22 protein-coding genes and 1 pseudogene are annotated in these 21,135 nt (G+C 71.7%); 10 read left to right on the top strand and 13 right to left on the bottom strand.

The window, feature by feature from the left end; all coding sequences use genetic code 11:
• Positions 1-5 precede the first annotated feature (5 nt).
• Positions 6-158: pseudogene (locus P3T29_RS20965) on the bottom strand (RNA-guided endonuclease TnpB family protein); the annotation flags it as partial.
• A gap of 201 nt (positions 159-359) precedes the next feature.
• A complete protein-coding gene (locus P3T29_RS20960) occupies positions 360-1,142 on the bottom strand; it encodes a hypothetical protein (RefSeq protein ID WP_280718081.1) in 783 nt (260 codons plus the stop codon).
• A gap of 243 nt (positions 1,143-1,385) precedes the next feature.
• Between P3T29_RS20960 and P3T29_RS20955 the strand changes: the two genes are divergently transcribed.
• From P3T29_RS20955 to P3T29_RS20930, 6 genes are all read left to right on the top strand, one after another.
• The gene (locus P3T29_RS20955) at positions 1,386-2,399 is read left to right on the top strand and encodes a LysR family transcriptional regulator (RefSeq protein WP_280718080.1); all 1,014 of its coding nucleotides are present in this window, start codon (positions 1,386-1,388) and stop codon (positions 2,397-2,399) included.
• A gap of 459 nt (positions 2,400-2,858) precedes the next feature.
• Entirely contained in the window at positions 2,859-4,325 is a 1,467-nt protein-coding gene (locus tag P3T29_RS20950; protein WP_280718079.1) for a hypothetical protein, read from the top strand.
• A 95-nt stretch (positions 4,326-4,420) separates the two neighbouring features.
• Positions 4,421-4,990 (top strand): Uma2 family endonuclease, encoded by a 570-nt coding sequence (locus tag P3T29_RS20945; protein ID WP_280718078.1) that lies wholly within the window; start codon positions 4,421-4,423, stop codon positions 4,988-4,990.
• Between the two features lie 89 nt (positions 4,991-5,079).
• Entirely contained in the window at positions 5,080-5,310 is a 231-nt protein-coding gene (locus P3T29_RS20940) for a hypothetical protein (RefSeq protein WP_280718077.1), read from the top strand.
• Positions 5,311-5,689: 379 nt separating this feature from the next.
• Entirely contained in the window at positions 5,690-6,091 is a 402-nt protein-coding gene (locus P3T29_RS20935; protein WP_280718076.1) for a YciI family protein, read from the top strand.
• An 18-nt stretch (positions 6,092-6,109) separates the two neighbouring features.
• Positions 6,110-7,390, top strand: a complete 1,281-nt coding sequence (locus P3T29_RS20930; protein ID WP_280718075.1) for a sigma-70 family RNA polymerase sigma factor — start codon at positions 6,110-6,112, stop codon at positions 7,388-7,390.
• 68 nt (positions 7,391-7,458) lie between these two features.
• Here the strand turns inward: P3T29_RS20930 and nadE are convergent, their stop codons facing one another.
• From nadE to P3T29_RS20900, 6 genes are all read right to left on the bottom strand, one after another.
• On the bottom strand, positions 7,459-8,307 hold the full coding sequence (gene nadE / locus P3T29_RS20925) for an ammonia-dependent NAD(+) synthetase (protein WP_280718074.1): 849 nt from the start codon (positions 8,305-8,307) through the stop codon (positions 7,459-7,461).
• A gap of 62 nt (positions 8,308-8,369) precedes the next feature.
• Positions 8,370-9,101, bottom strand: a complete 732-nt coding sequence (locus P3T29_RS20920; RefSeq protein WP_280718073.1) for a class I SAM-dependent methyltransferase — start codon at positions 9,099-9,101, stop codon at positions 8,370-8,372.
• Between the two features lie 97 nt (positions 9,102-9,198).
• Positions 9,199-9,414: a hypothetical protein gene (locus tag P3T29_RS20915; RefSeq protein ID WP_280718072.1), complete on the bottom strand. Its 216-nt coding sequence runs from the start codon at positions 9,412-9,414 to the stop codon at positions 9,199-9,201.
• Positions 9,415-9,650: 236 nt separating this feature from the next.
• Entirely contained in the window at positions 9,651-9,830 is a 180-nt protein-coding gene (locus P3T29_RS20910; RefSeq protein ID WP_280718071.1) for a hypothetical protein, read from the bottom strand.
• Between the two features lie 256 nt (positions 9,831-10,086).
• Positions 10,087-10,677: a GNAT family protein gene (locus P3T29_RS20905; protein ID WP_280718070.1), complete on the bottom strand. Its 591-nt coding sequence runs from the start codon at positions 10,675-10,677 to the stop codon at positions 10,087-10,089.
• A 332-nt stretch (positions 10,678-11,009) separates the two neighbouring features.
• Positions 11,010-11,888 (bottom strand): alpha/beta hydrolase, encoded by an 879-nt coding sequence (locus P3T29_RS20900; protein WP_280718069.1) that lies wholly within the window; start codon positions 11,886-11,888, stop codon positions 11,010-11,012.
• A 126-nt stretch (positions 11,889-12,014) separates the two neighbouring features.
• On the opposite strand from P3T29_RS20900, the gene P3T29_RS20895 reads away from it, so the two are divergent.
• Both P3T29_RS20895 and P3T29_RS20890 read left to right on the top strand, forming a co-directional pair.
• Positions 12,015-12,452, top strand: coding sequence for a MarR family transcriptional regulator (locus P3T29_RS20895; RefSeq protein WP_280718159.1), 438 nt, complete (start codon positions 12,015-12,017; stop codon positions 12,450-12,452).
• A gap of 215 nt (positions 12,453-12,667) precedes the next feature.
• Complete coding sequence (locus P3T29_RS20890; protein WP_280718068.1) at positions 12,668-13,429, top strand: hypothetical protein; 762 nt, start codon at positions 12,668-12,670, stop codon at positions 13,427-13,429.
• Between the two features lie 121 nt (positions 13,430-13,550).
• Here the strand turns inward: P3T29_RS20890 and P3T29_RS20885 are convergent, their stop codons facing one another.
• Entirely contained in the window at positions 13,551-14,471 is a 921-nt protein-coding gene (locus P3T29_RS20885) for a LysR family transcriptional regulator (protein ID WP_280718067.1), read from the bottom strand.
• A 141-nt stretch (positions 14,472-14,612) separates the two neighbouring features.
• On the opposite strand from P3T29_RS20885, the gene P3T29_RS20880 reads away from it, so the two are divergent.
• On the top strand, positions 14,613-15,026 hold the full coding sequence (locus tag P3T29_RS20880) for a nuclear transport factor 2 family protein (RefSeq protein ID WP_280718066.1): 414 nt from the start codon (positions 14,613-14,615) through the stop codon (positions 15,024-15,026).
• Positions 15,027-15,766: 740 nt separating this feature from the next.
• Complete coding sequence (locus P3T29_RS20875) at positions 15,767-16,120, top strand: hypothetical protein (protein WP_280718065.1); 354 nt, start codon at positions 15,767-15,769, stop codon at positions 16,118-16,120.
• 61 nt (positions 16,121-16,181) lie between these two features.
• Here P3T29_RS20875 and P3T29_RS20870 read toward each other — a convergent pair whose 3' ends face one another.
• The 4 genes from P3T29_RS20870 to metF all read right to left on the bottom strand — a co-directional run bounded on the left by P3T29_RS20870 (position 16,182) and on the right by metF (position 20,971).
• Positions 16,182-16,574: a hypothetical protein gene (locus tag P3T29_RS20870; RefSeq protein WP_280718064.1), complete on the bottom strand. Its 393-nt coding sequence runs from the start codon at positions 16,572-16,574 to the stop codon at positions 16,182-16,184.
• Between the two features lie 953 nt (positions 16,575-17,527).
• Positions 17,528-18,091, bottom strand: coding sequence for a GNAT family protein (locus P3T29_RS20865; protein WP_280718063.1), 564 nt, complete (start codon positions 18,089-18,091; stop codon positions 17,528-17,530).
• 397 nt (positions 18,092-18,488) lie between these two features.
• Entirely contained in the window at positions 18,489-20,000 is a 1,512-nt protein-coding gene (ahcY, locus tag P3T29_RS20860) for an adenosylhomocysteinase (protein ID WP_280718062.1), read from the bottom strand.
• The gene (gene metF / locus P3T29_RS20855; RefSeq protein WP_280718061.1) at positions 19,997-20,971 is read right to left on the bottom strand and encodes a methylenetetrahydrofolate reductase [NAD(P)H]; all 975 of its coding nucleotides are present in this window, start codon (positions 20,969-20,971) and stop codon (positions 19,997-19,999) included. Before metF ends, ahcY begins: the two co-directional genes overlap by 4 nt.
• Positions 20,972-21,135: the final 164 nt, after the last annotated feature.

The following is a 21,135-nucleotide window of genomic DNA, read 5'->3' as shown; positions in this document are numbered from 1 at the left end:
CTGACTCAAGCTGCCGTCCGGCCCGGCGGCCCGGAAGATCCTCTGCTCTCAGCGTCAGCCGGGTTCAGACCTGCCCGGATGAGCATCACGCGGGCGGAGTTCTTGTCCCTGGGGGACGTGGCTCCGCACGCGGTGCAGGTGTAGGTGCGCTGTCCCAAGCCCCTCCCCCAGCCTCCGGCCGGGGGTGCCCCCATCGCGGGAGGCCGGATTCCTCCCCGGCGTATACGCCGGGACATCCTCCGGCCACCAGGTGACGGGCCCGGCCGCCTGCGTACACCGCTGTGCACCCTGCGCAGCGTACGGCTTTCGCGGCTGCCACCCGGCGGATGCCGGCTGGGCGTTGGTGCGGGTGGCCGGCGCTACTGCCGCTGCTGCTCGGCGTCGGCGCGGATGGCCCGCATGATCGGGGCGACGTCGGCGGCGGTGAAGCCGACTTTGGTGTTGGTGCCGTCGCCCTTGATGACGAGGGTGATGCCGGCGGCGGTGGTCGGGGTGAACCAGGAGCAGGTGGTGGCCGCCGTGGTGAGCATGACGTTCTGAATCAGGATCGTGTTGCAGATCGCCCGGCCGCCGTGCGGGCCCGGGTCGGCGTCGATGGCGCTGGTGGTGATCCGGTCGCCGGCGCCGTCGTTCCTGGTGGCCGGGGGCTGGTTGAGGACGTCGTGCAGGTGGTCGGGGTCGAAGCCGCTGCCGGTGAGACCCGTGTAGAAGATCCAGGCGCCGTCCGCCCGGTCGTCGTAGTAGGCGTGGACGGGTGTGCCGGAGACGCCCAGGCGCTCGGCGTTCTGCCGGAGGTCGGAGTTGATCTTCTGTTCCAGGTCGGCCGGGGGCCGGCCCTGCTGGTAGCCGGCTGCGGCCGGTGGGGCGCTGAGCACGTACGAGGGGCTGCCGCCCGCGCGAGCGACGGCGTCAGGGACGGCGGGGCCGGGGACAGCGGCAGGGCCGGGGACAGCGGCAGGGCCGGGGGCAGCGGGTGAGGCGGTGGTGGCGGGTGAGGCGGTGGTGGCAGGGCCGCAGGCCGACAGCAGCGGCAACAGCAACAGCCCGCGCAGGGCGCATGCCAGGGCGCGGGCGGCAGTGAACGGGCCGGGACGCCGCGCGGACGACGGCCCTGTCGGCGGCTGCGGAACGGCACTGGCCATGTGCGGCCTCCTGGTGATCGGGGAGATGATCGGTATGACCGGGATACGACCGGGATTCGGGCAGGCGGAGTGCCCGGGGCGTGCCGGCCGTGGCCCTGGGGATCCCGGCCAGGATGGCAGCTTCACGCCCGCCGGGCTGCCCGGTCGCACAGCAGCGCTTACCCCCCTCGACAGCAGAACTGATGATGCGTGAGCGCGGTCCGTGGCACGATTTCCGCCGACACGGAGAAGGGGGCGGCGCGGATGAACCTTGACCCGAGGCGTCTGCTGGTCCTGCGCGCGATCGCGCAGAGCGGCGGCCTCGCGCCGGCGGCGCGGGTGCTCGGTCACACGCGTTCGGCGGTGTCGCAGCAACTGGCCAGCCTGGAACGGGAGGTCGGCCTGCCCCTGGTGGACCGCTCGGGTCCACGGCTGGAACTCACCTCGGCCGGACGGCTGCTCGCCGCCACCGGGGACCGCATCAGCCAGGAGCTCGCCTCCGCCATCGAGCAGTTGGGAACCGCGAACCAGCAGGTCATGCGGGGGCCGGTGGCGATCGGGGCGACCTCCTGGGTGCTCGCCCGGCTCGCCGTCCCGGCGCTGCGGCTGCTCGCCCGGCGGCACCCGGGCGTCGAGCCCCGGTTCGTGGAAACCGGGCTGTCGGACGGCCTGCGGCAGTTGAGACTGGGCGAGTTGGACGTCCTGGTGATCTCCGACGACCGGGACACCGTGGTACCGCTGCCGCCGTCGGTCCGGGCCCGGGTCCTGAGTGAGGACGAGTACCGCGTGGTCGTCCCGGCCGGTTGGACCGTACCGGCCGACGCCGCCGAACTCTCCGGCCGGCCCTGGATCAGCGCCCCCGCGCCGTCCGCTCGCGGACGTGCCTTCGCCAGGTTCGCGAGCGCCCACGGGATCGTGCCGTCGGTCGAACACCTCGCCGACCACGTGATCGTCGTCCGCGCGCTGCTGGCCGGGCAGGTCGGCGCCGCGATCCTGCCCGCCTATCTCGCGGCCCAGTTGGAGCAGGTGACGGTGACCGGGCTGCCGGTGACCGGCCGCCTGATCGCGCGGACGCTCTACCGCACCGGCCACGACACCGCTGCGGCGGCCCGGGTGGCGGTCGACGCGCTGCAGCAGGCGGCCCTCGACGACGCCGAGGCGGCGACCGACGCCGGACACGCGAAGAAGGACATCATCGTCCGCCGGCTGCACGACCCCACCGACCGGTGCGCGCGGCCCCTGGAAACCGTCGCTCCGACCGGAACCGACCAGCCCTGACCGCGTCGACCGAACAATCCTGACCACGTCACGCGCGACGAAGGACCCGGCGCCCGCTGTCACAGACACGGCCGCCGACGAGCCTCCTGTGACGGACCGGCCATAGCTGGCCGGTGCCTTGGCCTGTCCCCTGAGCAGCGTGAACACCACCATCGGTACTGCCCGGTCGGCACGCCGGCCCGGGGCCGCGCACTCGGCAGGACTGCGGACGGGCAGGACCACGGACGGACAGTGGCCACCGGGCCGGATGACGGCCGCCCGCCGGGTGGCGGTGCTCGCCCGGCCGGGCGAGGTCAAAGTTGTCCAAGCCATGCCCGGCCGCACGCCGTAACGTCCCGCTCGCGCGCGCTCGGGGCCGTTCACCGTGCCGACGGGCGGAGAACAGAACACCGGCACAAGACCCGGCCGGACGTCGTTCCGTCCGCGCGTTCGACCACGCAGCAGCTTTTTGGGGGAAGCATGGCACTTGAACTACCACCGGAACTCGGCACCGTACTGGGCCTCCTCGGGCTGGACTGGCCCCAGGTGAACGAGGACGAGGTGGCCAGGCTCGCGGACGAACTCGGCAAGCTGGCCTCGGCGATCGACTCCGTCCAGATGGACGCCGACAAGGCGCTCGGCACGCTGAAGGAGGTCTATCACGGCGCTTCCGCGGACAGACTGGCCGAGTTGTGGGGAACCGTCTCGAAGTACTCCCAGTTCGTGGTCGAGGCGTGCGGGGCCACCTCGACCGCGCTGCACGCGGCGGCCCTGGTCGTCGAGGGCTGCAAGGGCGCGACCGCGACCCAACTGGTGGCGACCCAGGGCGAACTGGCGGCCACCTCGGCGACCGGCCCGTGGAGCAGCGCGGCCGTCATCGCGGCCGGCAAGCAGATCGTCTCCGGCGTGCTGGAGGAAGCGGTCTCCGCGCTCGGCCAGGCGCTGGCCCAGCCGGTGGGCGATCTGGTGGAGACCGTGGCCAAGGACGTGACCGGCAGCGGGTCCGGGCCGTCGAACAGCCCCGGTTTCGGGGTGGACCTGAGCGGGCTGGCCTCCTGTGCCCAGGAACTTCGCAGCCACGCCGACGACCTCGACTCCCACGGCGCCTCGTTCCGGAAGACCGTCGAGGACCTGGACGTGGGCCAGCCGGGAGACATGTTCGGCAAGCTGGTGATCGCCGCCGCCGAACAGATCGCCACCAGCGTCGGTGTGGAGGTGCTCAAGCGGCTGCTCGGCTCGTTCCGGGGCACCGCCGACGGGATGGACCAGGTGGCCCGCAACATCACCGGGAACGAGGAGTCGCACGCCCAGCAGATGCAGAGCATGCTGGCCGGGCAGAACTCCCCGTCCTCGCCCGGCCCGCTCAGCCTCGCGGGCGGGGTGAGCGGCGTGACCAGCGGCAGCCCGCACCAGGCGGGCCTCACCACGGTCGACGGACCGCACTCGGGGCTCGACCACGCCGACGTCGGCGCCGTGCGCGGCGGGGACTTCGCCGGCGTGGCCGGGTTGCTGATGGGGCGCGGCGCGACGGCGGGCGGGGCCCCGGGACTGCCCGCGCCGGGCCTGACCGCAGCGGAGGCCGGTCACGCCGACCTCACGCCGCAGCGGCCACCGGCCGGGCCGGCCGGGCCGCGCGCGGTCTTCGCCCAGCACGGAAGCGGCCAGGCTCTGCCGGGCGGCGATCCCTGGTCCGCCGCCGGCCACCACGGAACGGAACCGGGCGGCCTCGGCCGCGCCCCGGCCGCGCAGCCGCCCGGGGCGCTCCACTCGGTCCCCTACGGTCAGGCAGGCGGTGGCGGGAACCCGGGCCAGGGGGGCACCGGGCAGGTACGGGAGGCGGCGGCGCAGCAGCGCAGCGCTCTGCGCTCCCGCCAGGACGCACCCTCCGACGACCCCGTCGAGGTCCCGGCCGCACCGTCCCGCGACGACGCCACTGCGGACGTCTGACCTGCGGGCGGACCGGCGGCGGACCGGCGGCGGCGGACAGGGCCGGGAAATCCCCCACCGGCCCGAACCGCGGCTCGTAGTGGAAGGATGCGGTCATGGCCGAATTCCAGATTCCCGAGCGTCATGCCCAGTTGCTGGAGTACGCGCAGAGCCTGACTCCACCGTCGGGGTGGAAGATCGAGGTGTCCGGCGACGAGATCATCATGATGGCTGGTCCGTCGGTGATCCATCAGCGCAACCTGCTGGCCGTGCGGGAGCAGTTCGATGCGCACCGGCCGACCGACCTGATGCCGAGCGAGAACACTGACCTCGCGTCACCCGCCGTCGGCAAGCTCCGCAATCCGGACCTGACCTACATCCCGATCACGATGGTCGAGCGCGGGGGCAACGACGTGCCGGCCGAACTGGCGGCGATCGCGGTAGAGATCGTCTCCCCCTCGAACCCGGAGAACGACCTCGTGGGCAAAGTCCGCGACTACCCGCTGATGCGGATCCCGATGTACCTGCTCATCGACCCGCGCGACGGGGTCATCACTCTCTACTCCGATCCTGTCGGCGGCGTGTACCACCGGCGGTGGAGCGGCAAGTTCGGCGATACCGTGCCGATCCCCGAGCCGTTCGCCTTCGCCCTGTCCACCGACGACCTGATCGCGTACTCCGCCTGATGCCGCCCGCTTGCGCTTTCTTGGGCGAACATGCGCCGCAGGAGCGCCTGTTGCGGGCATGCTGGACGGGCACAGCGAACAGTCGACAGATGAGGACGGTGCCCGCGATGCCGATCGGGGTCTCAGTGAGCAGTCCACCCCACCCCGGTCTCGGCAAACCGGTCCGGCACAAGCACGACGGCCGGACCGGGACGATCTCCGGCCAGCTCGTCGAACGCGACAGCGACACGGACCGGATCCTGCGGCGCCGCGTCTTCGTCCGGCCGCACGGCGGAGGCTTCGAATGGGAGGCCGACCCCAAGGACCTCCAGCCGGCCTGACCGCACGAGGCACCGGACGGGCGCGGGTACGGGACACCTGACAGTCGGCCAGGTCAGCGGCGGGGAGAGCGGCGGCGAGGCCACGGCCCGGCCCGGCCCGCGAGCAGGTGGGCCTCGGTGAGGTGGGCCCGAGCCTTCTCAAGATCCCCGACGGCGTCAGGCGCACACGACGACCCGCAGCACCGGCAGCGGCCGGTCCCCCGACACGCCCGGGAGCGGGAGCGTCGTTGCGCCGTACCCGGCAGGCCGTCGCGGCCTAGGATTCCACCGGCGGAAGAGTTCGGGAAAAGTCCCGCCCGGGTGTCGAAATCACGGAGCGTGCTTCTACCTGTGTGTGAGAGCGCCCCGCCCGAGGGCGTGCGAGTCCGAGGAGCAGGACATGAAGTACATGCTGCTGATGCAGTTCAGCGCGGCGACGGCGGACTTCCCGGCGATCGACACCTGGACGCCGCAGGAGATCCAGGCGCACATCGCCTTCATGCGCGACACCAATGCCGAGCTGTCCGCCGCCGGGGAGCTGGTCGACGCGCAGGGTCTGGCGATGCCGGACACGGCGAAGATCGTCCGCTCGCACGGCGGCGGCGCGCCCGTGGTCACCGAGGGGCCCTTCCCGGAGACCAAGGAGTGGGTGGCCGGCTGGTGGATCGTCGACTGCGAGACGCCCGAGCGGGCGGTGGAGATCGCCGCCGCCGTGTCGGCGGCGCCCGGCCCCGGCGGGGCGGCGCTGGACATGCCGATCGAGGTGCGCCAGGTGATGTCGGCGCCGCCCGGGGAGCTGTGACCGCTGACTGAGCCGGCTGTGCCCGTCGAGGCCGTGCTCGTCGAGGACCTGCTGCGCGAGCTGGCGCCGCAGGTCGTCGGCGTGCTCACCCGGCGGTTCGGGGACTTCACCGCCGCCGAGGACGCCGTCCAGGAGGCGCTGCTGGCCGCCGCCGTCCAGTGGCCCGAGGAGGGGATCCCCGGCAACCCGCGCGGCTGGCTGATCCAGGTCGCCCAGCGCCGGATGACCGAGGAGGTGCGCAGCGAGCAGGCCCGCCGCCGCCGGGAGGACCAGGTGGCCCGGCAGGTGCCGGCGGACCGGCTGGCGGCGCCTGCGGCGGACACCGTGGACGCGGCGGGGCGGGATGACACGCTGACCCTGCTCTTCCTGTGCTGCCACCCGGTGCTGTCGCCGGCCTCGGCTCTCGCGCTGGCCCTGCGGTGCGTCGGCGGGCTGACCACGGCCGAGATCGCCCGCGCGTTCCTGGTGCCCGAGGCGACCATGGGGCAGCGGATCAGCCGGGCCAAGCAGCGGATCAAGGCGTCCGGTGTGCCGCTGCGGCTGCCGGAGCCGGGCGGCTGGGCGGAGCGGCTCGACGCGGTGCTGCACGTGCTCTACCTGATCTTCAACGAGGGTTACGCCGCCAGCGTGGGCGAGGACCTGCAACGGGTCGAGCTGTCCCGGGAGGCGATCCGGCTGACCCGGGCCGTCCACGTGGCGCTGCCCGACGACAGCGAGGTCACCGGGCTGCTGGCGCTGATGCTGCTCACCCACGCCCGCAGCCCGGCCCGGACGGGGCCCGGCGGCGAGCTGGTCCCGCTGGCCGAGCAGGACCGGCGGCGGTGGGACGGCGCGGCCGTCGCCGAGGGGATCGCGCTGATCACCGCCGCGCTGCCGAGCGGCCCGGTGGGCCCGTACCAGGTCCAGGCGGCGATCGCCGCCGTCCACGACGAGGCCGCCACCGCCGGGGAGACCGACTGGCCGCAGATCCTCGCCCTCTACGGGGTGCTCGAACGCGTCTCGGAGAACCCGGTGGTCTCGCTCAACCGGGTCGTCGCCACCGCCATGGTGCACGGCCCGCAGGCGGGCCTGGCCGCGCTGGACGCCCTCGCGCCGGACCCCCGCCTGAAGGGCCACCACCGGGTCACCGTGGTACGGGCCCACCTGCTGGAGATGGCCGGCGACCGGACCGGGGCGGCCGAACTGTTCCGCGCGGCCTCCCGCGCCACCGCCAGCCTGCCCGAGCGCCACCATCTCGCCATCCGCGCCGCCCGGCTGGCCGGCCCCGACCCCGGCCCGGACGGCGGGCCCACGGCCTGACCTCGAGGCCGCAGATATGGGCCGTCCCGGACCAGCCGCTGGACCGGATACCACGCCGGCGTTCACCGCTACGGTGTTGGCCGCCACCAGTCGTCGAGCGGGGTGACCGGGACGGTCCGCTTGTGCCGGGTCGCGAGGTAGACCGACTCCACCTTTGCCGCCAGGTCCGGCGTGACGTCGGCGCCTTCCAGGTAGTCGTCGATCTGGGTGTACGTCAGGCCGAGCGCCACCTCGTCGGGCAGCGCGGGCCGGTCGTCCTCGAGGTCAGCGGTCGGCACCTTCTCCCAGACGCTCGGCGGTGCGCCCAACTCCTGCAACAGGGCGGCACCTTGACGCTTGGTCAGCCCGGTCAGCGGGGTGACGTCGGCGCCGCCGTCGCCGTACTTGGTGAAGAAGCCGGTCAGCGCCTCGGCCGCGTGGTCGGTGCCCACGACGAGCAGGTTCAGCTGCCCGGCGATCGCGTACTGGATCACCATGCGTTCGCGGGCCTTGATGTTGCCGCGCACGAAGTCCCGCAGCCCGGGCTCGTCGCCCAGCAGCTCCCGCAGGCCGAGCGCCGCCTCGGCGGCGACGGCGTCCGCGCCCGGCTTGACGTTCACCGTGACCGACCGGTCGGGCCGGATGAACTCCAGCGCGATCTGCGCGTCGTGCTCGTCGGCCTGCACGCCGTAGGGCAGCCGCACCGCGACGAAGGCGGCCTCGTGCCCCTCGGCGCGCAGTTCCTCGGCAGCGAGCCGGCACAACCGGCCGGCCAGCGTGCTGTCCTGGCCGCCGCTGATCCCGAGCACGTAGCCCTTGGCCGGGGTCGACCGCAGGTAGTCCTTGAGGAAGTCGACCCGTCGCCGGATTTCGACTTTGGGCACCATGGCCGCCTTGACACCGAGTTCGGCGAGGATCTGCTCCCGTAGGTTCGACATCCACGTACTGTACCGGCCCGGAATCGAACCCGAACGTGCGGGGGAACCACCACGTGGCCCGGCTACCTGCGGCGGGCGACCGTGACGATCTCCCGGCTCGCCGCGGTGACGGGTCCGCGTTGCCAGTCGCCGTACCGGGCCTCGATCTCGAAACCCGCCTCGGCGAGGAACCCGTCGAGCGGCCCGACGTCCAGGAAGCGCAGGCGCGTGCGGTCGACGCGCAGCACGGTACCGTCCGGCTCGGCCGTCGTCCCGGTGAAGGTGACGACGTCGTCGGCGACGGCCTCGACCTCGTGCCAGACACGCAGGGCGCGGCCGGCCGCGTCGGTGAGGTCGGAGGCGTTCGACGGGTTCCATGCCTCCCAGGCACGCGCCTGCGGATGGCGTGTCTCGAAGGCGAACCGGCCGCCGGCCCGCAGCGCGGCACGGATCGCCGCCAGCGACGCGCGGAGTTCGTCGTCGGTGACCAGGCACTGGAACGCGTGGCCGGTCATCGTCGCAAGGTCGAATTCGGCCTGCCACCTCGCGCCCGCCGCAGTGCTCTCGACCCACTCGATGTCGGCGCGGCGCCGGGCCCGGGCGAGGGCGGCCCGGTCCGGGTCGAGGCCGGCGAGACGCCCGGTATGGCCGTTCTCACGCGCCCAGTGCAGCATCGAACCGGTACCGCAGCCGACGTCCAGCACCGAGCCGGCGGCTGCGACCAACTCGTCGTAGAACGCGTCGCCGGGCCAGTGTCCGGGATCCCAGGCGTTCAGCAGGTCGTACAGCGCGGCGTCATCATCGTCCGAGTACACCGCGACAGTATCCACGGGCGGACGGCAGCCACCAACCGGATTTACGGACCGTCAGATTTGTCTGACTCATCATCAGGATTTAGGCGGGGATGTGATTTTACGTGAGAGCGTGGTGGTGAACCGGGTGGTGTTCGGTGGGGTCGGGCTGGGGCCAGCCGGCCGGCACCAGATCCGGCGAGTCGACGACGACCCGTCCGCTCGTCCGGTCCACCCAGTGGTTGTAGCCCTCCCAGTCGGCATCGATCGCCGCTTCTCCCCGAGCTTTCAGCAGCTCGCAGACCGTCGACTTGCCGACCCCTGAGTTGCCGGTCACCCACACCAGTGGCATTGACGAAGTGTCGCACAAGCGCCGAGGGCCTGGTGCGACTGGACTACCGCGCCCACTGTCCCATGGTCGGCGCGGTGCCGATCAGGCACTCGATGTCGGTCGGGAAGCCGACGAGGGCGTAGGCGGTCAGACGCAGGTGGCCCTCCAGGCAGACCAGGTTGTCCTGTGTCTCGCCGACGAGGATGAGCGGAGGGACTCCATGCAGATGAAGACGAGACGCATCAGCCGTACACCACCTTGCTGCCGCCGCACAGGGTGCACGCGGAGAGGAACCGGTTGACCTGCGGGATCAGGTTGCCGTTCGAATCGGCCTCGTGGGTGTGCCGCTCCTTCTCTGTCAGCCCGGTACCACCGCACGCAGGACAGATCCGGCCCTGCAACCGCGCCTGAGGTCCTGACATCGGGGCTCCCCTTTTGCAGGTCGTCTCCCCCGACCGTAGCGGAGAGCGCGGCGGCACGGGACGGCTCTCGCGGAAGTCGAGGACCGCGCGGGAAGGTGAGCCGCCCGCCGAGCCGCGCTGTCGGCCTGGCTGGACGTGTGCCACCCCGTCCCGTCCCCGGTCGCGGACGGCCGGGCAGGCCCGGGCCGCACGGCGGTCCGGGCCGACCTCGCGGTCGGCGCCGAAGCCCGGCGGCGCGGCGACGAGCGCCGGGCGCCTAACCCGGCGAAGCTGCCTTGTGCCACTCACGTGCCAAGAGGCCGTGGACCACGACATCACGGCGTTCGCCGGGAAAGGCCGCCGCTTCGCGCAGTACGCCCTCCTGCGTGAACCCCAGGCGCCGGGCCACGCTCCGGCTGCGTTCGTTGTCGGCGGTGGTCTGCAACTCGACGCGGTGCAGGCCGAGTTGCCCGAACGCGTGGTCGAGTACCGCCGTGACAGCCCGGGTGACCAATCCACGTCCCTCGAAGCCGGCGCCGAGCCAGTAGCCCACCTCGGCAGACCGCGCAGGACCGTCGATCAGCAGGTTGACCCAACCGGCCAGGCGCCAACCGTCCTCGGCCTGCACCGTGATGGCCAGCGGCAACTGCGACCCGTCGAGCCACGCCCGGCCTGCCCGCTCCAAGTCCGCACGAGTGCCTTCCGGTGTCGGCGGCTTGTCGAACGCCCCCGGGAACCAGTGGGCGAGACGCTCGTAGTTGGCCTCCAACAGCGCCTGATAGGCGTCCGCGATCGCGGCCGTGCGCGGTATCAGGGCGGCGTCGTCCCCCAGCGGGCAGGTGAACAACGCGGCGGTGGCGGTAGACACATCTGCTCCCGAGTCGGTGACCGTGACCGCCAGCCTAGAGCGACAGTCCGGGCCCGGAGGACGGGGCGACGGCACCGGCTTCCAGCGGCGTCACGCAACGTCACCTGGCGGCGCTTGCCGGGCGGTTCAACGCGGCGTAGCGGCGCGGCGTACCGGCGGCTGGACGAGGCCGTGGCCTGCGACGTCCTCCCCCCGTTCTACGGTGCCGCGCCGGGAGGTTCGCCCCGGACCGGGCCTGAGCGGGCGGCTCCCCTGCGGCCGTCCGTGCGGGCCTGGTCGGGCCGGTGTCCCGGTCTCCCCCGGCGGCTCCGGTGCCGGGGTGGCCCGCCGGGTTACGCCTTCCCGGCGTGCACCTCGCGGAGGAAGTCCTCCAGGATCCGGGTGAAGGTCTCCGGCCGCTCCATCGTCGGGTAGTGGCCGACGCCGTCCATGAGGACGGTCCGGCCGCCCGGGACGGCCGCGATGAGGTCGTCGGCGGTGGCCAGCAGGCCGGGCACGTCGAGGGCGCCGTTGACGGCCAGGACCGGGACGGTGATCTCCTTCGCGCGCGTCGCCACGTCGGCCACGGGGACACGGTGGTCCGGCTCGTCCGGGGTGTGCTTCCTCAGGGTGCGCAGGGCCATCTCCTGGATGTGGCGCACGATTTCGGGGTCGAGGTCGGCGAGAGTACGCTCCGGGCCCGCCGCCCACTGGGCGAACCCGTCGAGCCAGCCGGGGATGTCGCCGGCCGCGAGCGCGCCGTTCTGGGCCGCCACGCGCGCCTTCGACCAGGGGTCGCCGAGGTCGGGTTCGCCGAGGCCGCGACCGCTGACGACCAGCGCGCGGGCCAGCCCGGGGTGCTCGACGGCGGTGTCGATCGCGATGAGCGCGCCCATCGATATGCCGACCAGCACGACCGGCCCCAGGTCGAGGTGGCGCAGCAGCGCGGCGAGGTCGTCGGTCTGGCGGAAGGGCCTGCTCGCGTTCGCGGAGAAGCCGTGGCCACGTGCGTCGGGGGCGATCACCCGGTAGCGCCGGGCCAGTTCGGGGATCAGGTTGTCGAACATGGTGTGGTCCACGAAGCCGCAGTGCAGCAGCACGATCGGCTCGCCGGAACCGGTGTCGCGGTAGGCGAGGGCGCCGTCCCCGGTCTCGAAGGTCCCGAAGGTCCCGGAGGTCTCGGAGGCGGGCTGGGGCTGGGGTTGGTCGGCGGAGATCGCGGTCTCAGTCATGACAACCAAGGTGCCATATTCTTGGAATCATGGCAACCAAGGTGTCATCATGGTCCCGTGACCAAGAACGAGCCCGCGACCACGACCGGCCGCCCCCTCCGCGCGGACGAACTCCCGGAGCGGCTGATGGAGGTCTTCGCCCTGGTCGGACCGCTGTACCGGCGGGTCCAGCGCAAGATCGAGCAGGACGCCGCACAGGGGATCTCCGTCGGCGTCCGCGCCGTCCTGGACCTGCTGCGCGAGCACGGACCGATGACCGTCCCGCAGATGGGCCGCGCCCAGTCGCTGAGCCGCCAGTTCGTCCAGCGCATGGTCAACGACGCCGCCGCGCGCGAGCTCGTCGAGAGCATCCCGAACCCCGCGCACCAGCGCTCCTCGCTGATCCGCCTGACCGACGACGGCCACGCGGCGATCACTGCGGTGACCGCCCGCGAGCACGCCCTGCTGCGCCAGGCCGGCGGCGACCTCACCGACGCGGACGTCACCACCTGCGTCCGCGTACTGGGCCGGATGCTGGAGCTCTTCGACGACGTGGACCTCTCGGCCGCCGAGCCGCCCCGCTGATCCCGGCGGCCGGAGAGAAGCCGTCACCGCAGGTGCTGGAGGCGTCCGAGCGAAAACGGAAAACGCGTAGCAGCGCTTCCACCAGGGCTGTGGGGTGCCTGGTACGGACAGGAAGGTTCCCAGGCTCGTTGATCCGGGCGCGACGGATCGAATTTGCCGGGCAGGGCGAGTTGCGGTGGCGGTACCGTCCACTACCCCGGCTCCGGAGGAACGCCATGGCATCAGCGCCCCCCGCCTCCCGCCCCCGCTGGGACCACGTGCCCGAGCCTGTTCGGGATGCTGTGGAGAGCCGGCAGGGCGCCCCGGTCGGCGGGATCGACTACCCGGGCGGCGGTTTCACGCCGGGGATCGCGGCCCGCCTCACCTTCGCGGACGGCACCCGGGTATTCGTCAAGGGCATCACACTGGATGACCCGACAGCCCGGCACTACGAGGTGGAGGCCGCAGTCGGACCATACTTGCCGCATACCGTGGCCCCCGCGCTGCTCTGGTCGATCAGGACAGCGGGCTGGCTGCTGAACGGCTACGAGGACCTGCCAGGGACCATGCCCGCCCTCTCCCCCACTTCCCGGGACCTCCTGCCGCGGGTGGTTCACCCGCTGCCGGCCGCCGCCGGGCGGCTTGTCGGGGGGCCGGGTTGGCGCGGACGGGGTGCGAGAGGGCAGGGTGTCGTCATGTCCGAACGACGCGACCGCCGCCGCCTCCATGCCCGCGCCCGAGCTCTCGGGATACCTGTCGAGCAGGTCGACCGCCGGGCCGCGCCCCGGCACCGGCCGGTGCGGCCCCTTCCGGAGCCCGCCTGGCCGCGTACCGAGCTGCCGGACCGGGACGACACCCGCGTCACCACCCAGCCCGTGCGGTCGGCGTCACCTGCGTTCTGCTGTCCGATCACGCACGACCGCCAGGTACTGGACGGTGGGACCGTGATGCTGCTGACCCGCCACACGGCCGGCTGTCCGGTCTGGTCCGCCCGCTGACCGGGGGCCGCGAGGCTGGCCCCGGCCCCTGACCTCCCCCTCGCGGCGGGTTCCACGGCGGCCGCCCGCTCTCCCGCTGCCCCGCCGCCCGGCCGGGTGAGGCCGTGGGCGGTGCCGGGGGTCAGGCCGTGGCGGTGCCGGGTGAGCGGAGCCAGCCGTTGGCGCGGGCCGTGTCGGAGGCGACGCGCAGCAGGCGGGCGACTGCGGGACGTCCGGACCGGCCTCGGGTGAGCAGGTGGATCTCGATCGCGGCGACGGGGAGCAGCGGCCGCCACGCCAGTCCGCCCGGCAGGCCGTGGACAGCTGACCGGCCGACGACGGAGACGGCCTCGCCGCGCGCTACCGGGGTGTGTGCGGCGTCGAACGAGAGTGTCTGCGGCAGGATCGTCGGGGCGATCCCGGCGCGGGCGAAGATGCCCATGATCGCGTCGTGGTGGCCGGGGTTGGCCTCGCGTGGGTGGATCAGGAGGGTCTCGCCGGTCAAGGCGGAGACGGCGACGGCGGGGCCCTGGGCGAGGGGATGGCCGCCGGACATGAGGACGCCCTGCGGTTCCAGCCGGACGAGGGTGCGCACGAGTTCGGGCGCGGACGGCGGGCAACGCACCAGGCCCGCGTCGAGTGTGCCGTCGGCGACGGCGGCCACGATCTCGGCCGTGGGCAGCAGCCGGGTGGTCACGGTGACGCCCGGGTACCGCGCGGCCAGCGCCGCCAGCAGCGTGGGCGCGGTCTCGTACCCGGCGCTCGTGCTGTATCCCACCGACAGTGCGCCGTGCTCGCCCCCGGCGAATCCGCGGACGTCACGCCACAGCCGGTCCGCCTCGTCGCACAGGCCGGCCCCACGGTCCATCAACAGCCGTCCGGCCTCGGTAGGTTCGACGGAGTGGGTGGTGCGGTCGAGCAGCCGGACGCCCAACTCCTCCTCCAGCTGGCGGACCTGGCGGCTCAGCGCCGGCTGGGCGATGTGCAGCCGCTCGGCGGCCCGGGTGAAGTTCCGCTCCTCGGCGACGGCCAGGAAGTAGCGCAGGCGGCGCAGTTCAGACATGCCGGACAGTCTAGGAGCCGGGTGACCAGCTGCGATGCCGTTCTGTACTGAGCTGATCGAGAACAGGTCTTTCCCTCTCGCGGTCTGCTCTTCCTAAGGTTCGGGTACCGGAGAGCGACAGCACGGAAGAAGGCCGAGGACATGAACACGGTAGACCTCACCGCGACCAGCAAGAGCGTCATCCTGGAGTACATGAACACCCTGACGGAGGGGGATTTCACCGCGCTGCGCCGCTTCTTCGGGCCGGAGTCGACCTGGACGCTCGCTGGTGATCTGCCGCTGTCGCGGACCTGGACCGGGCCGGACGAGATCCTCGGCGAGTTCGTCCCCGCGATGCTCGCCCGGCTGGTGCCGGAGTCGATGGAGTTCGAGTTCCGGGGGCTGATCGGCGACGGCGACCAGGTGCTGGCCGAGTGGGACACCCGGGGTCTGGCCCGGTCCGGCGGCCGTTACGACCAGCACTGCCTGGCGGTGTTCACCGTGCGCGACGGGCGGATCGCCTCGGTCCGCGAGTATTTCGACACGCTGCACGCCAAGACCGTCGTTTTCGGTTGAGTCGAGCCGGAGCCAGCACCGGCGGGTCCGCGTCGCCGCGCGGGTCACGCGGGTCACACCGGTCACGCGCGGACGGTTCGCGATCCGGTTCGCCGACCGCGCGGACCGGGTTGCGGCGCGGCACTGGCCGCGACGGCAGAACCGGGCACCCGACCGGCTGGACGCCCGGAGCGGGGGAAGCCGTCTGCTCCGCCCCTCGGGAGGGGGCATCACACCAACGGGCAGGTTCACGGCACTCCTTGGCCGTCGCGGGTGGCACTGAGTGCCTCAACAGGCGCGGCCGACAGGGCGTGAAGTGATGAACGACACCTGGTACGGCGCCTGGAGTGCGCGTGGCGCATATGCTCACGCTGCCCGGAATGCCGCGCAGTTGATCTGGGTTGGAATGCGGGTACGGGCTTCTCCGAAGCGTTTGCACCCGGGTGCCTGTACTGACGCATCGTCAAGTCGGTTCCACCCGCGAGAGGGTACCCTTCAGCGGGCTGGTTCGTTGAACTGCCCGTCAGATCTTGCATGTTGAACCAGGGTCACAGAGTGGTTTCTTCTTGCCCACCCAACAAGAAGGGTGAGTTCACTTCTGGAACCACGGGGCTTCTTGCGAGAGGATGACCCGGTGCGCGGAGCGCACCGGCACGGTACACCTTGTGGCACTTCTTATACTCGTGAACGGGGGAAGCGGGGGTGCCCCCGCCTCTCGCAGGGTAGATAGGAGATGTCCGTCACTTCCGGGGAGGACGGGTATGGAGAGCACGGCCACGCTGACGGAGGCACCCTTGCTGAGTCGTCACGAAGAGCAGGGCATGAGACCTGCGCTCTCGCCCGGGCGTCCCGCCGACGACGTTCGCGCCGAGGTGACCTCGAAGTCTCGCCGGGTCAGACACACGATCACCACAGGCGCGCTCGCCGTGTACACGGTGGTGGCGACGCTGCTGGGCCTGGCACTGGCAGTTGTGGCTGCGCGCCTTGGTACCGGCGAGACGGGCGGGACGGCCGCAGGGGTGGTCTTCTTCTCCGTGCTGGGAGTGTTCATCGCGGCGGCTGTCCCGGCGTCGGACTGGGTTCTGCAGAGGGTCACCAAGCCGCAGCAGCGCTGAGGCTGCCTGTGGTTGTGGTCGGCACCCCTCCTCGGGGTGCCGACCACAACCACGACCAGCCTCAGGCCAAGGATCCGAACGGATCGTCCGGCGGCTCATTGGCGGGCTCGGAGCCCCGCCGCGGCGGCGGTACGGGGATGTCGTTGGCCTCCGAATCGGTGTGCTCGGCGACCGGGGCACCGTCAGCCGGCCACTCGGATTCGGGGGCGACGCGGTGCTCGGCGGACAGGGAGAGCTGGTCCACCGGCGGCCGGAGACGATTGTGGCGGCGGCGAATCATGCCCACGCCGGTGCCGCCCGTCACGAGGCCGACCAGCGTACCCGGGGCAATGAGCCCGGTGCTGAAGTAGTGGGCGAGGAGGATGAGTACGCCCGACATGCCCGACAGGACGACTATCGAGAAAATCAGTATCCGGGCGAGCTCCTGCCACCCCTTCGCGGCACGCTCGACCATGCGGTCGACGAACGGCAGGAGGCCCGTCCCCAACTGGCTGGGAGCAGCTGGTTCGAGCGGCCCGGGGGCGGCACCGCCTCGCGCCCTGCGATCACCGGGCCCGGACGGCGGGGACGCGGCGCCGCGTTGCGGCGGCCGGCCGCCGCGAGCCGGACGGCGCCCCGGGCGGGAACGTCCACCGGCTGCGGGAGCGGCTGGTGGAGCGGCATTGCGCTGCTGCCCGGGAGCGGCTTGGCCCGGAGGGAAAGCAGTGCCGCGTTGCGGCGGCTGACCGCCGGGAGCCGGACGGCGACCGGATGCCCTGGGGGTTGGGGCACCGTCAGGTGGAGGGTCGGGTAGAGGAGTTCTGTTTGGCACGAACGTGCACTCCGCGGACACTCGAGGCCGAGCCGGTGAGCTCAGGCCGGTATGAATGACAAGGGCCCCAGCCGCTGCCGCCCGGACCGGACTGGTGCGGCTGGGTAATGACTCCGCTTGGGGCGGAGCGCTCCGCAACAGGCTCGTTGTGTCACAGGCCCGTCGGGGAACCGGCTGTCGGGGAGGCTCCGTCCAGGTCACCCGAGTAGGTGGGTCCCAGGCCGGCGGTCTGCCCTTCTGCCGTTCAGTGCCACTACCTCGCTGCGCTTGAGGGCCGGTGAGAGCTTCGCTCCCCCGGCCCTGTTCCCATGCCCTCTCGTCCCGCCGTAGCAGCCCCGGCGTCGCCTGTACGTCAACTCGAGATTCTCGCCCCGTAAACCGACACGTCGACTCTGAGGCGGTAGCCTACAGTGAAGCCAATGTTGCCGGACGTTACCCTGCCGCGAGCCTGCTGGCGCGCCCGCACCGGGGATTCTACCGCTCTCCGGGCAGGTCACGACTCTCTCTCGGATCCGTCAAGACACGCCGTGCCATGGGTGGTTGAACTTCTCGCGCATTCTGTCGCCTTTCGGCCCCGGCCACATTCTGACTTAACGTCAGAAATGATCCCGGTCCCAACAGGCACCCCCCGAGGCCCGGTCGGTCCACCCGACCGCGCGCCACTCGTCCTCGAGGATGCCGAACACCTCGGAGTCCCGCCAACCGTCCCGGATCAGCGCGGTGTGGCGAAGGCGCCCCTCCCGCGTCATGCCGAGCTTGCCGAGCACCCGGGCCGACGCGAGATTGCGCGGGTCGCAGGTGGCGTGGATCCGGTGGAGCCCGAGTTCATCGAACCCTCGCCCGAGCAGCTCCCGCCCGATCGCCGTCCCCACGCCTTGGCCCCAGACCCGGGGGTGCACGACATAGGTGATCTCGCCCTGGCGCTGCCCCCGGCTCCGGACATGCAGCTCACCCATGCCGACCACGTCGCCCCCGACGCGCACCGCATAAGCGAACCGCCGCTGGGGCACCTGCGACCAGGCCTCCACCGCAGCCGCCACGAACGCGCGCGTCTGCCCCTCGGTGTTCGGCCCCCAGGCCTGGAAGCGGCAGACCTCGGCCAGCGAAGCCCACGAGTGGACGGCCCGCCAGTCCGCGAGACCGACCCTGTCCAGAGACACCAACTGTCGTTCCACAGAACGATCCTGCCAGCCGCAGTCGCGCCGGGCCCAGGTGACATCGAATCTCCTCGGCAACCCGACCTGACCCGAACTGACGCAAACTGACGCGGGCGGGCTCTGCCTGGTACTGCTTCGCGTGCGCGTCCACCATCGCCCGCATCACGCAGCCGCGTCGTCACCCCGCTGACGCGCCCCACACCGAGCAGGTGGCCTGCCCGCGCCCGGCGGGCGGCAGATCCGGGCCTCCGGCCGGCTGGTGGTCCGGCAGGCCGCTGCGGGACACTGTACGACGGCCGTCACGGCCGTCACGGCCGGGCTCGCCGGCGCTGGTCAGTAGGACCCGCCCTGACAGCACGAAAGCCGCCCCGGATTCAAGGGGCGGCCTTCGCCTGGCGGGTCAGTATCGGTACGTCTCCGGCTTGTACGGGCCCTCGACCGGGACACCGATGTAGTCGGCCTGGTCCTTGGACAGCACGGTCAGCTTCACGCCCAGCGCGTCCAGGTGCAGCCGGGCCACCTTCTCGTCCAGGTGCTTGGGCAGCACGTAGACGTCCACCGGGTACTGCTCGGTCTTCGTGAACAGCTCGATCTGCGCGATCGTCTGGTTCGCGAAGGAGTTGGACATCACGAACGACGGGTGACCGGTCGCGTTGCCCAGGTTCAGCAGACGCCCCTCGGACAGCATGATGATCGTGTGACCATCGGCGCTGTGCCCATCGCCCGCCTTCGGCGGGAAGTGCCACTCGTGGACCTGCGGCTTCACCTCGGTCCGCACGATGCCCGGCAGCTTCGCCAGACCCGCGATGTCGATCTCGTTGTCGAAGTGACCGATGTTGCCGACGATCGCCTGGTGCTTCATCTTCTCCATGTCCGAGGCAAGGATGATGTCCTTGTTGCCCGTCGTGGTGATGAAGATGTCCGCGACCGAGACGACCTCGTCCAGCGTGGTCACCTGGTAGCCGTCCATCGCCGCCTGCAGCGCGCAGATCGGGTCGATCTCGGTGATGATCACCCGGGCACCCTGGCCGCGCAGCGACTCGGCACAGCCCTTGCCCACATCGCCGTAACCGAAGACGACCGCGACCTTGCCGCCGATCAGGACGTCGGTGCCACGGTTGATCCCGTCGATCAGCGAGTGCCGGCAGCCGTACTTGTTGTCGAACTTCGACTTGGTGACCGCGTCGTTGACGTTGATCGCCGGGAACAGCAGCTTGCCGTCACGGTGCATCTCGTACAGCCGGTGCACACCCGTGGTGGTCTCCTCCGTCACGCCCTTGATCGTGGCAGCGACCTCGGTCCACCTGTTCGGGGTCTCCTTCAGGGTGCGGTTCAGCACCTCCAGGACGATCCGGAACTCGTCGTTGTCCGCCGTCGACGGGTCCGGCGCGACACCGGCCTTCTCGAACTCCACGCCCTTGTGGATCAGCATGGTGGCGTCACCGCCGTCGTCCAGGATCATGTTCGGTCCGGCGCAGCCGGCCGAACCATCAGGCGCAGCGGGCGTCTGGCCGTTCGGCCAGGTCAGCGCCTGCTCGGTGCACCACCAGTACTCCTCCAGCGTCTCGCCCTTCCAGGCGAACACCGGCACACCCGACGGGTTCTCGGCGGTGCCCTCCGGGCCGACCGCGATCGCGGCGGCCGCGTGGTCCTGGGTGGAGAAGATGTTGCACGAGCACCAGCGGACCTCGGCACCCAGCGCCGTCAACGTCTCGATCAGCACGGCGGTCTGCACCGTCATGTGCAGCGAACCGGTGATCCGGGCACCGGCCAGCGGCTGCGAGGCCGCGAACTCCCTGCGGATGGACATCAGGCCGGGCATCTCGTGCTCGGCCAACTGGATCTCCTTGCGACCGAACGGCGCCAGGGAGAGATCGGCAACCTTGAAGTCGGTGAAGGTCGGACGCGTCACTGCTGCTCCTCGGTAATGGTGGTGGTGGTGGAGGTAATGACGGGCGGGGTCTGCGACCGGGAGCGGTGCGAGGACAGCTCCCGGTGGATCTCCAACGTCGCGGTGGAACGGTTGAGCGTGATGTAGTGCAGTCCGGGGGCGCCTTCGTCCAGCAGGCGGCCGGCCAGTTCGGTGGCGTGGTCCACGCCGATCCGGTGCGCGGCCGCCGGATCGTCGGCGGCGGCGGTGAGCCGGGCCGCCAGCTCCTTGGGGAAGGTCGCGTTGCTCAGCTCGGCGAAGCGCTGGATCTGGCGGGCGTTGGTGGCCGGCATGATCGCCGGGATGATCGGGATGGTGCAACCGGCCGCCGCCACCCGGTCCCTGAGCCGGAGGTAGTCCTCCGTCCGGAAGAACATCTGGGTGATCGCGTAGTCCGCGCCCGCCCGGCACTTGGCGACGAAGTGCCGGATGTCGCTCCCCCAGTCCGGCGAGCGCGGGTGGCGCTCCGGGAAGGCGGCGACGCCGATGCTGAACTGTCCGAGTTCCCTTACGAGTTGGATCAGTTCGCTGGCATGGCTGAAGCCCTGCGGGTGGGGCAGCCAGGTCCCCTGGGCGTCGCCGGGCGGGTCGCCGCGCAGCGCGAGGATGTCGCGTACTCCGGCGTCCGAGTACTGGCCGACGATGCGGCGCAGCTCCGCCACCGAGTGGCCGACGGCCGTCAGGTGGGCGACCACCCGCAGTGTGGTGTGGGTGGCGATCCGCTCGGTGGTGGCGATGGTGCGTTCCTTGGAGGAGCCGCCGGCGCCGTAGGTCACGGACACGAAGGACGGTGACACCGCCTCGACCCGGCGGATCGACTCCCACAGGGCCCGCTCCCCCGCGAGGGTCTTGGCCGGGAAGAACTCGAAGGAGAAGGAGGGGAGGCCTGACGCCAGGATCTCCTTCGGTCCCGGTCGGTGGTGTCGTAGCGGGGCTTCCTGCAGGGCAGTCATCTCAGGCCTCCTTCAGTGAAGTTGACTGTTCGTCACGTTGTGTGGTGTCAGCGGGCGTTGAAGTAGCCGGCTTCGGGGTGGTGGATGACGATGGCGTCGGTGGACTGCTCGGGGTGCAGCTGGAACTCCTCGGACAGCACCACGCCGATCCGCTCCGGCCGCAG

The organism is Kitasatospora sp. MAP5-34 (assembly GCF_029894335.1).
In the GTDB taxonomy this organism is placed as follows: Bacteria; Actinomycetota; Actinomycetes; order Streptomycetales; family Streptomycetaceae; genus Kitasatospora.
Note: the sequence above shows the minus strand (reverse complement) of the source record. Positions and strands in the feature narration are given on the sequence as shown.